The following is a 14,785-nucleotide window of genomic DNA, read 5'->3' on the forward strand; positions in this document are numbered from 1 at the left end:
CGGGCCGTTCGCGATGTCGGGACTGGGTCAGATCGCGAAGCCGAGGGCGCGCATCATGTCGCGGCCGTCGTCGGTGATCCGCTCGGGACCCCACGGCGGCATCCACACCCAGTTGATGCGGAAGCGCTCGACGACGCCGTCGAGGGACTCGGCGGTCTGCTCCTCGATGACGTCGGTGAGCGGGCAGCCGGCGCTGGTCAGGGTCATGTGGATGACGAGGGCGTCGTGCTCGTCATCCCAGCTGAGGTCGTAGATGAGCCCGAGGTCGACGATGTTGACGCCGAGCTCGGGGTCGACGACATCCTTCAGCGCCTCGCTGATCTGGTCGTAGCGCTCGGGGGCGAGTGAGGTGACCATGGGTCGATTCTACCGGCGCCTACTGGGCGGCGGGCTCGGCCACGTGGTAGCGGTCGTAGCCCTCTTCCTCGAGGCGGTCGGCGAGCTCGGGACCGCCCTGCTCGGCGATCCGGCCCGCCACGAACACGTGCACGAAGTCCGGCTTGATGTAGCGGAGGATGCGCGTGTAGTGCGTGATCAGCAGGATGCCGAGGCCGGTGTTCGCCTTGGCCCGGTTCACGCCCTCGGAGACGACCTTGAGCGCGTCGACGTCGAGCCCCGAGTCGGTCTCGTCCAGGACGGCGAAGCGCGGCTTCAGCAGCTCGAGCTGGAGGATCTCGTTGCGCTTCTTCTCACCGCCGGAGAAGCCCTCGTTGACGTTGCGCTCGGCGAAGGCGGTGTCCATGCGCAGGTTGCCCATCGACTCGCGGACGTCCTTCACCCAGCTGCGGATCGACGGCGCCTGGCCGTCGATCGCGGTCTTGGCGGTGCGGAGGAAGTTGGTGACGGTCACGCCGGGGATCTCGACCGGGTACTGCATCGCGAGGAACAGGCCGGCGCGCGCACGCTCGTCGACCGACATCTCGAGCACGTTCTCGCCGTCGAGCAGGATCTCGCCCTCGACGACGGTGTACTTCGGGTGGCCGGCGATCGTGTAGGCGAGCGTCGACTTGCCGGAGCCGTTCGGCCCCATGACGGCGTGGATCTCGCCCTCGTTGATGGTGAGGTCGACGCCGCGGAGGATCTCGCGGGTCCCCTGGTCGGTCTCGACGTTGACGTGGAGGTTCTTGATCTCGAGCACGGACATGGTGATTCGGTGGTCTCTTTCGTTGGTGTCGGCCCTGGGGCCGGAAGTCGGTGGGAGTCGGGACGGTCAGACGGGGAGCTTCACCTCGGGGTCGATGTGGACGCCCCCGTCGGTGATCTCGACCTTGAAGACGGGAACCGGCTCGTACGCGGGCAGCGTGAGCGGCTTGCCGGTCAGCAGCGAGAACTTGGAGCCGTGGGCCCAGCACTCGAGCGTGTCATCCTCGACGAACCCCTCGGAGAGGGAGATGTCGCCGTGCGTGCAGGTGTCGCCGATGGCGAAGATGTCGCCGGCGGCGTCCTTCACGACCGCGATCGGAACGCCCTCGACGACGAAGCGCTGGGCCTCATTGACGGCGAGGTCGTCGACCCCGCACACGCGAACGGATGCCACGTCAGCTCCCCTGCAGTTCGGCCTCGAGCGCCGACATCAGGCGCTCCTCGAGCTCGGCGTCGCCGATCTGCTGCACGACCTCGGCCAGGAAGCCGCGGACGACCAGACGGCGTGCCTCGTCCTCCGGAATCCCGCGGGCCTGGAGGTAGAACAGCTGCTCGTCGTCGAACCGGCCGGTCGCGGACGCGTGACCCGCGCCCTCGATGTCGCCGGTCTCGATCTCGAGGTTCGGGACCGAGTCGGCACGCGTGCCGTCCGTGAGGACGAGGTTGCGGTTCTGCTCGTAGCTGTCGGTGCCCGTCGCGGCGTTGCCGATGAGGACGTCGCCGATCCAGACGCTGCGCGCGCCCTCGCCCTGCAGCGCGCCCTTGTAGGTCACGCGCGACCGGGTGTGCGGGGCGTCGTGGTGCACGAACACCTGCTGCTCGAGGTGCTGGCCGGCGTCAGAGAAGTACAGCCCGAGCGCCTCGACGTCGCCGCCCTCCTCGGCGAGGTGCGTCGACGGGTTGACCCGGACGACCTTGCCGCCGAGCGAGACGACGATGTGCTTGAGCTTGGCGTCGCGGGCGATGCGCGCGAAGTGGCTGGCGAGGTGCACCGACTCGTCGGTCCACTCCTGGAGCGAGACGACGGTGAGGTTCGCACCCTCGCCGACGACGATCTCGACGTTCTCGGCGAGGCGGGCGTCGCCGGTGCCGCGCAGCACGACGAGCGCGCGGCTGTTCGGCGCCGCCTCGATGACCGTGTGCGCGGCCCGCGGGGCGGACCCGAGGCCCGAGCGCGTGACGGTGACCGTCTTCGCGTCCTCACCCGTGACCGCGACGAGGAGCGCCTCGCCGAAGCTCGACCAGGCGTTGGCCGCGGCGCGATCCTCGGGGAGGCCGGCCGTGCCGATGCGCTCGTCCTCGCGCGGGATCCACGAGAGCGCGACGCCCGCGGCATCCGTCGACGTCACCTCGAGGCGCGCGCCGTCGAGCTCGCCCGACGTCAGGTCGGCGAACGCCGCGACGGGCGAGTACTTCCACTCGTGCTCGCGGCCGGTGACGGGGGCGAAGTCGGCGACCGCGGTGGAGCGGAAGCGCTCCGAGCGGGTCTGCACGGGCACGATCGGACCGTCGGAGTGCGGTCGGAAGCCGTGCTGCTCGGCGGTGGGCATAGTGGTGCTCTGCGTTGCGACGGTCATCCCTAGCCGACCGATCCTTCCATGCCCATCTCGATGAGCTTGTTGAGTTCCATCGCGTACTCCATGGGCAGCTCGCGCGCGATCGGCTCGATGAAGCCGCGCACGATCATGGCCATGGCCTCGTCCTCCTCGATGCCGCGCGACATCAGGTAGAACAGCTGCTCCTCGCTGACCTTCGAGACGGTGGCCTCGTGGCCGAGCTGCACGTCGTCGACGCGGATGTCGATCGCCGGGTAGGTGTCCGAGCGCGAGATCGTGTCGACGAGCAGCGCGTCGCAGCGCACGGTGTTGGCCGAGTGGTGCGCGTTCGCGTCGACCCGTACCTCGCCGCGGTATCCCGCACGACCGCCGCCGCGGGCGATCGACTTCGACACGATCGAGGACTGCGTGTACGGCGCCATGTGGATCATCTTCGCGCCGGCGTCCTGGTGCTGGCCCGGGCCGGCGAAGGCGACGGAGAGGGTCTCGCCCTTGGCGTGCTCGCCCATGAGGAAGATCGACGGGTACTTCATCGTCACCTTGGAGCCGATGTTGCCGTCGATCCACTCCATGGTGGCGCCCTCGTGGGCGACCGCGCGCTTGGTGACGAGGTTGTAGACGTTGTTCGACCAGTTCTGGATCGTCGTGTAGCGCACGCGGGCGTTCTTCTTCACGATGATCTCGACGACGGCCGAGTGCAGCGAGTCCGACTTGTAGATCGGGGCGGTGCAGCCCTCGATGTAGTGCACGTAGCTGTCCTCGTCGGCGATGATCAGCGTGCGCTCGAACTGGCCCATGTTCTCGGTGTTGATCCGGAAGTAGGCCTGCAGCGGGATCTCGACGTGGACGCCCTTCGGCACGTAGACGAACGAGCCGCCCGACCACACCGCGGTGTTCAGCGCCGCGAACTTGTTGTCGCCGGCGGGGATCACCGTGCCGAAGTACTCCTCGAAGATCTCGGGGTGCTCCTTCAGCGCCGTGTCGGTGTCGAGGAAGATGACGCCCTGCTCCTCCAGGTCCTCGCGGATCTGGTGGTAGACGACCTCCGACTCGTACTGCGCGGCGACGCCCGCGACGAGGCGCTGGCGCTCCGCCTCGGGGATGCCGAGGCGCTCGTAGGTGTTGCGGATGTCCTCGGGCAGGTCCTCCCAGGTCTGGGCCTGCTTCTCGGTCGAGCGGACGAAGTACTTGATGTTCTCGAAGTCGATGTCCGAGAGGTCCGCGCCCCACGACGGCATGGGCTTGCGGTCGAAGAGCTGGAGCGCGCGCATGCGTCGCTGCAGCATCCACTCCGGCTCCCCCTTGAGGCGGGAGATGTCGGCCACCACCTCGGGCGACAGGCCGCGTCGAGCGGATGCCCCGGCCACGTCGGAGTCGGACCAGCCGAACTCGTACGTGCCGAGCCCCTCCAACTCGGGGCGGTCGATGAGTACGTCCGTCATGCTCTCCCTCTTCTCCTCCCGCGCACCGGCTATCAGTCCGGCCCACCCCCGCGGCCCGGTCGAGGTGCCGCTGCCGTCATGGGGTGATGTGCGGGTGGCTTCGTCGCGTACCTACAATGGCTGTTGGGTCCGCCCACGCGCTCACGCGTCGCACGGCCCCTGCCAACCAATCAAGTCTATAGGGTCGAAGGTCCCGGAGGTCCGACTCCCAGCGCCCTCCCACCGCGGCCCGGATCAGGAACGACGAGCGTGAACCGCTTCATCGCGTGGCTCCCCGACCGCATCGACCGCCGCGTGCGCGTGGCCGCGTGGCTGTCCTTCCTGGCGCAGACCATCATCATCGCGACCGGCGGCGCCGTCCGGCTGACCGGGTCCGGCCTCGGCTGCCCCACCTGGCCCCTGTGCACCGAGGACTCGCTCGTCTCCACACCCGAGATGGGCATCCACGGCGTGATCGAGTTCGGCAACCGGTTGATGACCGGCGTCGTCGGCATCGTCGCGCTGCTCGTCCTCCTGTCGATCTGGCGCCTCCGACGCGAGCGGCGCGACCTGTGGCGGCTCGCCCTCGTCGTGGTCCTCGGCATCGTCGCGCAGGCCGTCGTCGGCGGCATCACGGTCTGGACGGGACTGAACCCGTTCATCGTCGGCTTCCACTACGTCGCGTCGCTCCTGCTCGTGTGCGTGACCGCGGCCTACCTCGTCCGGCTCCGCACCGTGCCGGGTCCTCGCGTCCTCGCGGTGCCGCTCTGGTACGCGCGGCTCGCCTACGCCTCCACCGTCGTGCTGGCCGTCTCCATCGTCTTCGGCGTGCTCACCACGGCGTCGGGCCCGCACTCGGGCGACGTCAACGCCGGCCGGACCGGGTACAACGCCGAGCTCCTCGAGCACATCCACGCCTGGCCCGGCTACGCGCTCCTGGTCCTCACGGTCGCGCTCGTCATCGCGGCGCGCCGACGGGGCCTGCCCGTGCTCGGGTGGTCGATGGTCCTCCTCGCGGTCGAGCTCGTCCAGATCGCCGTGGGCCTCTACCAGGCGCGCAACGGTCTCCCGCCGCTGCTGGTCGGCATCCACATGGTGCTCGCGGCGCTCATGGCCGCGACCATGACCGCCTTCCTGCTGCGCATGACGGAGCCGGCGCCCCTGGGCGCCGCGGCGACGGACGCCGAGCTCGCGGCATCCGCCCGATGATCGCCGGGGAGCCTCGCGGCCGCTAGAACGGCAGCAGCGGGTCGATGCCCACCGCGAGGAACAGCAGCGACAGGTAGACGATCGAGCCGTGGAAGACCCGCATCGGCGACACCTCCTCGCCGCGGATGGCGAGGCCGTACAGGCGGTGGGTCTCGTAGATGAACCAGCCGCCCGTCGCGAGCGCCACGGCCGTGTAGAGCACGCCCATGCCGGCGATCGGCACCAGCAGGAGCGTCGCGGCGACCGTCGCCCACGCGTAGAGGATCACCTGCAGTCCGACCTGGGCGCGTCCGCGGACGACGGCCAGCATCGGCACGCCCGCGGCGGCGTAGTCGTCCTTGTACTTCATGGACAGCGGCCAGTAGTGCGGCGGGGTCCAGAGGAAGATGATCAGGAACAGGATGAACGGCGCCCAGTCGAGGCTGCCGGTCACCGCGGCCCAACCGATGAGCACGGGCATGCACCCGGCGACCCCGCCCCAGACGATGTTCTGCGCGGTGCGGCGCTTCAGGATGAGGCTGTAGAAGACGACGTAGAGCAGGATCGCGCCGAGCGACAGCGCGGCGGCGAGCCAGTTGGTGAACACCCAGAGCCAGACGATGGATGCCGCACCGAGTGCGTACGCGAAGACGAGCGCCTCGCGATCGGTGAGCTCGCCGGTGACGAGGGGCCGACCCTTGGTGCGCCGCATGACGCGATCGATGTCCCGGTCGATGTAGCAGTTGAACGCCCCGGCGGAGCCCGCGCTCATGGCGCCGCCGATGAGCGTGGCGAACACCAGCCACAGGTCCGGCAGACCGCCGGCGGCGAGGATCATCGTGGGGGCGGTGACTACGAGCAGCAGCTCGATCACCCTCGGCTTCGTCAGGGCGACGTACGCGGCGGCCTTGCGTCGCAGGCTCGTGGTCGTCCGTCGAGCGTCGGGCATGGTCGGTGCGGCCTGCATGAACTTCCTCTTCCGGGCGCGCGAGACTGGGCATGAGGCGCGCGCATTCCGTTCGAGTCTAGGCCATCGGCGCCCCCGGCGAGCCCGGCGCGTGGCGTACCGCGGGGTCCCGGGCGACGCGTCAAGCCCCGTCACAGAGCATGGCCGACTCCATATACTGAGGTCAGCGCGCCCGGGGCGCGGATTCGCCGTGCAACTCCACCTGACGCATGACCGGATCGGTCACCGGGCTCCACCGCGCCGTCGCGTTTCCCCGGCGGGTCCGGGAGCCGAATGGAGAGGCTCCCCGACGCCGTCACGACCGGAAGGAACCCCAACCCGTGGCAACTCTGCACTGGGACCCCATCGACGATCGCGCGGTCGACACGGCGCGCGTGCTCGCCGCCGACGCTGTGGAGAAGGTCGGCAACGGCCACCCCGGCACGGCGATGAGCCTCGCTCCCGTCGCCTACCTGCTCTACCAGAAGGTCATGCGCCGCGACCCCGCCGATCACGGCTGGCTCGGGCGGGACCGCTTCATCCTGTCCGCCGGGCACAGCTCGCTGACCCAGTACGTGCAGCTCTACCTCGCGGGCGACGGCCTCGAGCTCGAGGACCTGCAGGCGCTGCGGACCTGGGGCTCGAAGACCCCGGGGCACCCCGAGTACGGGCACACCGACGGCGTCGAGATCACCACCGGCCCGCTCGGCCAGGGCCTCGCGTCCGCGGTCGGCTTCGCCTACGCGGCCCGCTACGAGCGCGGGCTCTTCGACCCCGAGGCGCCCGCGGGCGAGAGCCCGTTCGACCACCACGTGTACGTCATCGCGAGCGACGGCGACCTCCAGGAGGGCGTGACGGCCGAGGCCTCCTCCCTCGCGGGCCACCAGCAGCTCGGCAACCTGGTCGTCATCTACGACTCGAACCAGATCTCGATCGAGGACGACACCGACATCGCCTTCACGGAAGACGTCGCCAAGCGCTACGAGGCGTACGGATGGCACGTCCAGACGGTCGACTGGAAGAAGTCCGGCCAGTACGTCGAGGACGTCGCCGAGCTCAACGACGCCGTCGAGGCCGCGAAGGCCGAGACCGGCAAGCCGTCGATCATCATCCTGAAGACGATCATCGGCTGGCCGGCGCCGAACAAGCAGAACACCGGCAAGATCCACGGTTCCGCCCTCGGGGCGGACGAGCTCGCCGCGACGAAGGAGGTGCTCGGCTTCGACCCCGAGCAGCACTTCGTCGTCGCCGACGAGGTCATCGGGCACACGCGCGGCAACGCCCGCGACCGGGCGTCCGAGGCCAAGCGCGGGTGGCAGCAGGCCTTCGACGCGTGGGCCGAGGCGAACCCCGAGCGCAAGGCGCTGCTCGACCGCCTCGAGGCCGGCGAGCTGCCGGAGGGCCTCGAGGAGGTCCTGCCCGTGTTCGAGCCCGGGAAGGACGTCTCCACGCGCGCCGCATCGGGCAAGGTCATCAACGCGCTCGCGGCGCGACTGCCCGAGCTCTGGGGCGGCTCCGCCGACCTCGCCGAGTCGAACCTCACCACGATCAACGACGCGCCGTCGTTCATCCCGACCGAGCACTCGACCCACGAGTTCAGCGGCGACCCCTTCGGCCGGGTCCTGCACTTCGGCATCCGCGAGCACGCCATGGCGGCGATCGTGAACGGCATCGTGCTGCACGGCAAGACGCGCGCGTTCGGCGGCACCTTCCTCATCTTCAGCGACTACATGCGTCCCGCCGTGCGACTCGCGGCGCTCATGGGCGTGCCGTCGATCTACGTCTGGACGCACGACTCGGTCGCCCTCGGCGAGGACGGCCCGACGCACCAGCCCATCGAGCAGCTCTCGAGCCTGCGAGCCATTCCCGGCCTGTCCGTGGTCCGGCCCGCCGACGCGAACGAGACGGCGTACGCATGGCTCGAGATCCTCAAGCGGCGCGGCGGGCCCGCGGGCATCGCCCTCACCCGGCAGAACATCCCCGTGTTCGAGCGTGGCGAGGGCGCGGCATCCGGCGACACCCTCGCCTCGGCCGCGAACGTCGCCCGGGGCGCCTACGTCCTGGCGGAGGCCGCGTCCGGCGAGCCCGACGTGATCATCCTCGCCACGGGCTCCGAGGTGCAGGTCGCCCTCGCCGCGCGCGACCAGCTCGCGGCCGAGGGCACCCAGGCCCGCGTCGTGTCGGTGCCGAGCCTCGAGTGGTTCGAGGAGCAGGACGCCGAGTACCGCGAGTCGGTGCTCCCGGCATCCGTCACGGCTCGCGTCTCGGTCGAGGCGGGCCTCGCGCTCACCTGGCACCGCTACCTCGGCTCGCGCGGCCGCGCCGTATCCATCGAGCACTTCGGCGCCTCCGCCGACTACAAGACCCTGTTCCGCGAGTTCGGGATCACGGCCGAGGCCGTCGTCGCCGCCGCGAAGGAATCGCTCGCCTCCGCGTGAGGACGAGCATGAAGGAGACCATCCGCATGAGCACCAACACCCCCACCGCCGCCCTCTCGGAGGCCGGCGTCAGCATCTGGCTCGACGACCTCTCGCGCGAGCGCATCACCTCCGGCGGCCTCGAGCGGCTCATCGCCGAGCGCGACGTCGTCGGCGTCACCACCAACCCGACGATCTTCGCCGCCGCGCTCGCCAAGGGCGAGGCCTACGACCAGCAGCTGCGGGCGCTCGCCGCCGACGGCGCCGACGTCGACCGGGCGGTCTTCGAGACGACGACCGACGACGTCCGTGACGCCGCCGACGCGTTCCGGCCCGTGTACGACCGCACCGACGGCTACGACGGCCGCGTCTCGATCGAGGTCTCCCCCGACCTCGCCAACGACACCGACGCGACCATCGCCGAGGCCCACCGCCTGTGGGAGAAGGTCGACCGGCCGAACGTGATGATCAAGATCCCCGCCACCAAGGCGGGCCTGCCGGCGATCACCGCCGCGATCGGCGCCGGCATCAGCGTCAACGTCACGCTCATCTTCAGCCTCGACCGGTACCGCGACGTCATCGACGCCTACCTCGCGGGGCTCGAGCAGGCCAAGGCGGCGGGCATCGACCTGTCGACCATCCACTCGGTCGCGTCCTTCTTCGTCTCGCGCGTCGACACCGAGATCGACAAGCGGCTCGACGCCATCGGCACCCCGGAGGCGCTCGCGCTCAAGGGGCGCGCGGGTGTCGCCAACGCCCGCCTCGCGTACGAGCTGTACCAGCAGCAGTTCGCGACCGAGCGGGCGACCGCGCTGCTCGAGTCGGGTGCCAACCGCCAGCGCCCGCTGTGGGCCTCGACCGGCGTCAAGGACCCGGCGCTGCCCGACACCCTGTACGTGACCGAGCTCGTCGCCCGGGGCGTCGTCAACACGATGCCCGAGAAGACCCTCGAGGCCACCTACGACCACGGCGTCGTCGAGGGCGACACGGTGACCGGCGCCTACGCCGAGGCCGGCCGGGTGCTCGACGCCCTCGCGGGCGTGGGCGTCGACTACGACGACGTCACCGAGCTGCTCGAGCGCGAGGGCGTCGACAAGTTCATCGTGTCGTGGCACGAGCTGCTCGACACCGTGCGCGCCGCCCTGGAGGCCGCGCGATGAGCTTCCGCATCTCCGTCAGCGGCGCCGCCGCCGACGCCGTCCGGCGCGTCGTGCCCGAGCTCGTGGCCGACCGCGTCGCCTCCCGCATCACGGCGCTCGACGCCACGCTCTGGGGACCCGAGGCCGAGGACGAGGCGTCGAAGCGCCTCGGCTGGACCGAGGCCGTCGCCGTCTCCCATCCGCTCCTCGGCGAGATCGCCGCCCTCCGGGACGAACTGCGCGCCCAGGGCGTCGAGCACATCGTGCTGGCGGGCATGGGCGGGTCGTCGCTCGCACCCGAGGTCATCACGCGCACCGCGGGCGCGAAGCTCACCGTCCTCGACTCCACCGAGCCCGGCCAGGTGCGCGCCGCCCTCGCCGACCGGATCGGCCGCACGGCGCTCGTGGTGTCCTCGAAGTCGGGTTCGACCGTCGAGACCGACTCCCAGCGACGCGCCTACGAGCAGGCCTTCCGCGACGCCGGCGTCGACCCCGCCTCGCGCATCATCGTCGTGACCGACCCCGGTTCCCCGCTCGAGGAGTCCGCGCGCGCCGCGGGCTACCGGGTGTTCACCGCGGATGCGACCGTGGGCGGGCGGTACTCGGCGCTCACCGCCTTCGGCCTCGTGCCCTCCGGCCTCGCCGGCGTCGACCTCGACGAACTGCTCGCCGAGACGCAGGCCATCGAGCTCGCGCTCGCGGTCGACGCCGAGGAGAACCCCGGCCTCATCCTCGGTGCCGCCATCGCCGCGACCGAACCGCGCCGGGACAAGCTCGCCATCGTGGCCGACGGCACGCACATCGTCGGATTCGCCGACTGGGCCGAGCAGCTCATCGCCGAGTCCACGGGCAAGCAGGGCACCGGCATCCTGCCCGTCGTGCTCGGTGCCGACGCGCCGGAACTCGCCTCCGTCGCCGCCGACGTCCAGGTCGTGCGCCTCGTCGACGACGCGGGCACGGAGGTGTTCGTCGACGACACCGACGGCGAGATCCGCGTGTCCGGCACGCTCGGCGCGCAGCTGCTCGTCTGGGAGTACGCGACGGCGGTCGCCGGACGCATCCTCGGCATCAACCCGTTCGACCAGCCCGACGTCGAGTCGGCGAAGATCGCCGCCCGCGGGCTGCTCGACGCCCGGCCGGAGCCCGCTCCGGCCGCCTTCGTCACCGACGGCATCGAGGTCCGCGGCACTCCCGACGTGATCGGCGCCGCGAGCGACCTGTCCTCGGCGATCGAGGTGCTCCTCGAGGAGCTGCCCGCCGACGGCTACCTCTCGGTCCAGGCGTACGTCGACCGGGTCGCGCACCCCGAGGTCGAGGAGCTCCGCGACGTGCTCGCCGCGCGCACCGGCCGACCCGTCACGTTCGGTTGGGGGCCGCGCTTCCTGCACTCCACCGGCCAGTACCACAAGGGCGGCCCGGCTCACGGGGTCTTCCTCCAGCTCGTGCAGCGCCCGGTGGAGGACCTCGCGATCCCGGAACGTCCCTTCACGTTCGGCGAGCTCATCGCCGCGCAGGCCTCGGGCGACGCGTCGGTCCTCGCCGAGCACGGCCGCCCGGTCCTGACGCTGACGCTCACCGATCCGAGCCGCGACGTCCAGGCGTTGCGCGCCGCGATCGGCTGAGTCGGGCACGCGCATGCAGCCGGTCGAGATCACGGCGACGCACAACCCGCTGCGTTCGCCCAAGGACTACCGCCTGAACCGGATCGCCGGACCGTCGAGCCTCATCATCTTCGGCGTCACGGGCGATCTCTCCCGCAAGAAGCTCATGCCCGCGGTGTACGACCTCGCCAACCGCGGACTCCTGCCGCCCGGCTTCGCGCTCGTCGGGTTCGCCCGCCGGGACTGGGAGGACCAGGACTTCGAGCAGGTCGTGCACGACTCGGTGCAGCAGTACGCACGCACCGAGTTCCGTGAGGACGTGTGGCAGCAGCTCGCCCGCGGCATCCGCTTCGTGCCGGGCGCGTTCGACGACGACGAGGCGTTCGAGCGCCTGCGTCGCACGGTGGACGAACTGGACCGTGAACGCGGCACCATGGGCAACCACGCGTTCTACCTCTCGATCCCGCCGAAGTCGTTCCCGGTGGTCACCGAGCAGCTCAAGCGGTCGGGGCTCACGGAGCAGAAGGACGGCCAGTGGCGGCGGGTCGTCATCGAGAAGCCGTTCGGCTCGGACCTCAAGTCGGCGATCGAGCTGAACGACGTCGTCGCGTCGGTCTTCCCGCCCGACTCGGTGTTCCGCATCGACCACTACCTCGGCAAGGAGACGGTCCAGAACATCCTCGCGCTCCGGTTCGCGAACCAGCTGTACGAGCCGATCTGGAACGCCAACTTCGTCGACCACGTGCAGATCACCATGGCCGAGGACATCGGCGTGGGCGGCCGGGCCGGCTACTACGACGGCATCGGCGCGGCGCGCGACGTGATCCAGAACCACCTGCTCCAACTGCTCGCGCTGACCGCCATGGAGGAGCCGATCTCGTTCGACGCCGCCGACCTGCGCGCCGAGAAGGAGAAGATCCTCCGCGCGGTGCGCCTGCCGGCCGACCTCGCGACCGCCACCGCGCGCGGCCAGTACTCGGGCGGATGGCAGGGCGGCGAGAAGGTCGTCGGGTTCCTCGACGAGGACGGGATGAACCCCGACTCGACGACCGAGACCTACGCGGCCATGAAGCTGCTCATCGGCACGCGACGGTGGGCCGGCGTGCCCTTCTACCTGCGGGCCGGCAAGCGGCTCGGGCGCCGCGTGACCGAGATCGCGGTCGTGTTCAAGCGCGCGCCGCAGCAGGTCTTCGCCGACAGCCAGACCTCCCAGCTCGGGCAGAACGCGCTCGTGATCCGCGTGCAGCCCGACGAGGGCGTCACCATCCGATTCGGATCGAAGGTCCCGGGCGCCGGCATGCAGGTCCGCGACGTCACGATGGACTTCGGCTACGGACACGCCTTCACCGAGGCGAGCCCCGAGGCCTACGAGCGGCTCATCCTCGACGTGCTGCTCGGCGACCCGCCCCTGTTCCCCCGACAGGAGGAGGTCGAGCTCTCGTGGAAGATCCTCGACCCGATCGAGGAGTTCTGGGCCACGCAGGGTCGGCCCGAGCAGTACAAGCCCGGGTCGTGGGGCCCGGACTCCGCGGACGAGCTCCTCGCCCGTGACGGACGCACCTGGAGGCGCCCATGATCGTCGAACTGCCCGAGACCACCACCAGCCAGGTCTCGAAGACCCTCGTCAAGATCCGCGAGGAGGGCGGCGTCGTCGCCCTCGGCCGCGTGCTCACCCTGGTCATCGCGACGACCCAGGAGGGCGAGGAGGAGGCCATCGAGGCCGCCAACGACGCGTCGCGCGAGCACCCGATGCGCGTCATCGTGGTGTCCCGCGAGCCCGACGACGGCGATCCGGCCACCGATGACAGCCGCCTCGACGCGGAGATCCGCGTCGGCGGGGATGCGGGCGCGAGCGAGGTCATCATCCTCCGTGCCCGGGGCGACGCGGCGCAGGACGAGCAGAGCCTCGTGATGGGCCTGCTCCTGCCCGACGCCCCAGTGGTCACCTGGTGGCCCGGCGCCGCGCCCGCCGTGCCGGGCGACTCTCCGCTCGGCCGCATCGCGCAGCGTCGGATCACGGACGCGTCGACCCAGCCCGACCCGCAGGCGGCGCTGCACGCGCTCGCCGACAGCTACCAGCCCGGCGACGCCGACTTCGCGTGGACGCGCCTGACGCTGTGGCGTGCCCAGCTCGCGGCGGTGCTCGACCAGCCGCCCTACGAGCCGGTCACGGCGGTCCACGTGCGCGGATCGATCGACAGCCCGTCCACGACCCTGCTCGCGGCCTGGCTGTCCATGCAGCTCGGCGCGAGCACCGACTGCTCGCTGGTCGGGCTCGAGCACGGCTCGCACGGCATCCGCGGCGTGCACCTCGTCCGCTCGACGGGGACCATCGAACTCGTACGCGACCAGCCCGGGGTGGCGACGCTGCGCCAGCCCGGTCAGCCCGTGCACGACGTGGCGCTCCCCCGCCGGAGCCTCCGCGACTGCCTTGCCGACGAGCTGCGCCGTCTCGACCCCGATGAGTTGTACGGTGAGGTGATCACGAGCGGCCTGTCGCTCATCGCCACGGGCCGGGACACCGACGACGAAGGAGTCACCGCATGACGAACGAGCGCCGCGTGCTCGTCCACCCCGACAAGGACACCCTGGCGGGTGCGGTCGCCGCCCGGTTCATCACGAAGGTGCTGGACCTGCTCGACGACCAGGACGTGGTGCACGTGGTGCTCACGGGCGGCAGCATGGGCGCCGCGATGCTCGAAGCGGTCCGCGACTCCCCCGCCCACAAGTCGGTGGACTGGGCGCGCGTCCACTTCTGGTGGGGTGACGAGCGATGGGTCCCCACGGGCCACGAGGATCGCAACGACCGCCAGTCGCGCGAGGCGCTGCTCGACTCCCTCGACCTGCCGGACGGCAACCTGCACCCCTTCCCCGCCTCGGATTCCGGGATGTCGCTCGACGAGGCCGCCGAGGCGTACGCTGCCGAGCTCGGTCGGTTCGGCGCCGCCGGGTATCCGCACCCCGTGTTCGACATCGTGTTCCTCGGCGTCGGTCCGGACGGCCACGTCGCGTCGCTGTTCCCGCACCGCTCCGGCATCCAGGTGGTCGACCGACCGGTGATCGCGGTCCGCGAGTCGCCGAAGCCGCCGCCCGAGCGGCTCAGCCTCACGCGCCCGGTGATCAACGCCGCCCAGCGCGTCTGGCTCGTGCTCGCCGGGGCCGACAAGGCGTCGGCGCTCGGGCTGGCACTCGCGGGCGCCAGCCGCGACGAGGTGCCGGTGGCCGGCATCAAGGGGCGGCGCCGCACGGTCTTCTTCATCGACCAGGATGCCGCGGCGGAGGTCCCCGACTCGCTCATCGCTCGGGAGTACTGAACCGAAACCCGACCGCACGACGAAGGCCGCCCCGGATTCCGGGGCGGCCTTCGCATTCGT

General features: G+C 70.8%; 13 protein-coding genes. 7 read left to right on the top strand and 6 right to left on the bottom strand.

Translation table 11 applies throughout. From position 1 onward, the window contains the following. Positions 1–27: 27 nt before the first annotated feature. From M1L56_RS14130 to sufB, 5 genes are all read right to left on the bottom strand, one after another. The gene (locus tag M1L56_RS14130) at positions 28–357 is read right to left on the bottom strand and encodes a metal-sulfur cluster assembly factor (RefSeq protein ID WP_067947374.1); all 330 of its coding nucleotides are present in this window, start codon (positions 355–357) and stop codon (positions 28–30) included. A gap of 19 nt (positions 358–376) precedes the next feature. Further along, positions 377–1,144 carry a Fe-S cluster assembly ATPase SufC gene (sufC, locus tag M1L56_RS14135; protein WP_067947372.1) on the bottom strand — a complete coding sequence of 256 codons (768 nt, stop codon included), beginning with the start codon at positions 1,142–1,144 and terminating at the stop codon, positions 377–379. Positions 1,145–1,210: 66 nt separating this feature from the next. After that, entirely contained in the window at positions 1,211–1,537 is a 327-nt protein-coding gene (locus M1L56_RS14140; RefSeq protein WP_067947370.1) for a non-heme iron oxygenase ferredoxin subunit, read from the bottom strand. A 1-nt stretch (position 1,538) separates the two neighbouring features. Then, entirely contained in the window at positions 1,539–2,693 is a 1,155-nt protein-coding gene (gene sufD / locus M1L56_RS14145; RefSeq protein ID WP_248599711.1) for a Fe-S cluster assembly protein SufD, read from the bottom strand. Between the two features lie 29 nt (positions 2,694–2,722). Continuing rightward, a complete protein-coding gene (gene sufB / locus M1L56_RS14150; protein ID WP_067947368.1) occupies positions 2,723–4,141 on the bottom strand; it encodes a Fe-S cluster assembly protein SufB in 1,419 nt (472 codons plus the stop codon). Positions 4,142–4,390: 249 nt separating this feature from the next. Between sufB and M1L56_RS14155 the strand changes: the two genes are divergently transcribed. Then, a complete protein-coding gene (locus M1L56_RS14155; RefSeq protein ID WP_248599712.1) occupies positions 4,391–5,329 on the top strand; it encodes a COX15/CtaA family protein in 939 nt (312 codons plus the stop codon). Positions 5,330–5,351: 22 nt separating this feature from the next. Here the strand turns inward: M1L56_RS14155 and M1L56_RS14160 are convergent, their stop codons facing one another. Beyond that, positions 5,352–6,257, bottom strand: coding sequence for a heme o synthase (locus tag M1L56_RS14160; RefSeq protein WP_248599731.1), 906 nt, complete (start codon positions 6,255–6,257; stop codon positions 5,352–5,354). A gap of 338 nt (positions 6,258–6,595) precedes the next feature. Here M1L56_RS14160 and tkt point away from each other — a divergent pair, with 338 nt between their 5' ends. Genes tkt through pgl form a run of 6 tightly spaced genes read left to right on the top strand, consistent with a single transcriptional unit; the run spans position 6,596 to position 14,725 of the window. After that, on the top strand, positions 6,596–8,692 hold the full coding sequence (tkt, locus tag M1L56_RS14165) for a transketolase (RefSeq protein WP_067947362.1): 2,097 nt from the start codon (positions 6,596–6,598) through the stop codon (positions 8,690–8,692). A gap of 26 nt (positions 8,693–8,718) precedes the next feature. Further along, the gene (gene tal / locus M1L56_RS14170; RefSeq protein ID WP_067947428.1) at positions 8,719–9,831 is read left to right on the top strand and encodes a transaldolase; all 1,113 of its coding nucleotides are present in this window, start codon (positions 8,719–8,721) and stop codon (positions 9,829–9,831) included. Beyond that, a complete protein-coding gene (locus M1L56_RS14175; protein WP_248599713.1) occupies positions 9,828–11,432 on the top strand; it encodes a glucose-6-phosphate isomerase in 1,605 nt (534 codons plus the stop codon). Before tal ends, M1L56_RS14175 begins: the two co-directional genes overlap by 4 nt. A gap of 13 nt (positions 11,433–11,445) precedes the next feature. Then, positions 11,446–12,987, top strand: a complete 1,542-nt coding sequence (gene zwf, locus M1L56_RS14180; protein WP_067947357.1) for a glucose-6-phosphate dehydrogenase — start codon at positions 11,446–11,448, stop codon at positions 12,985–12,987. Next, on the top strand, positions 12,984–13,958 hold the full coding sequence (locus M1L56_RS14185; protein WP_067947356.1) for a glucose-6-phosphate dehydrogenase assembly protein OpcA: 975 nt from the start codon (positions 12,984–12,986) through the stop codon (positions 13,956–13,958). The genes zwf and M1L56_RS14185 overlap by 4 nt, the downstream gene beginning before the upstream one ends. Further along, positions 13,955–14,725, top strand: coding sequence for a 6-phosphogluconolactonase (gene pgl, locus M1L56_RS14190; protein ID WP_248599714.1), 771 nt, complete (start codon positions 13,955–13,957; stop codon positions 14,723–14,725). Before M1L56_RS14185 ends, pgl begins: the two co-directional genes overlap by 4 nt. Positions 14,726–14,785: the final 60 nt, after the last annotated feature.

Source organism: Agromyces sp. C10, assembly GCF_023217995.1.
In the GTDB taxonomy this organism is placed as follows: Bacteria; Actinomycetota; Actinomycetes; order Actinomycetales; family Microbacteriaceae; genus Agromyces; species Agromyces indicus.

What these genes read in the sequence shown, in the direction of transcription:
- M1L56_RS14130 (WP_067947374.1), bottom strand. Translation starts at nt 357, where the DNA reads ATGGTCACCTCACTCGCCCCCGAGCGCTACGACCAGATCAGCGAGGCG.
- sufC (WP_067947372.1), bottom strand. Translation starts at nt 1,144, where the DNA reads ATGTCCGTGCTCGAGATCAAGAACCTCCACGTCAACGTCGAGACCGAC.
- sufD (WP_248599711.1), bottom strand. Translation starts at nt 2,693, where the DNA reads ATGCCCACCGCCGAGCAGCACGGCTTCCGACCGCACTCCGACGGTCCG.
- sufB (WP_067947368.1), bottom strand. Translation starts at nt 4,141, where the DNA reads ATGACGGACGTACTCATCGACCGCCCCGAGTTGGAGGGGCTCGGCACG.
- M1L56_RS14160 (WP_248599731.1), bottom strand. Translation starts at nt 6,257, where the DNA reads ATGCCCGACGCTCGACGGACGACCACGAGCCTGCGACGCAAGGCCGCC.
- tal (WP_067947428.1), top strand. Translation starts at nt 8,719, where the DNA reads ATGAGCACCAACACCCCCACCGCCGCCCTCTCGGAGGCCGGCGTCAGC.
- M1L56_RS14175 (WP_248599713.1), top strand. Translation starts at nt 9,828, where the DNA reads ATGAGCTTCCGCATCTCCGTCAGCGGCGCCGCCGCCGACGCCGTCCGG.
- zwf (WP_067947357.1), top strand. Translation starts at nt 11,446, where the DNA reads ATGCAGCCGGTCGAGATCACGGCGACGCACAACCCGCTGCGTTCGCCC.
- M1L56_RS14185 (WP_067947356.1), top strand. Translation starts at nt 12,984, where the DNA reads ATGATCGTCGAACTGCCCGAGACCACCACCAGCCAGGTCTCGAAGACC.
- pgl (WP_248599714.1), top strand. Translation starts at nt 13,955, where the DNA reads ATGACGAACGAGCGCCGCGTGCTCGTCCACCCCGACAAGGACACCCTG.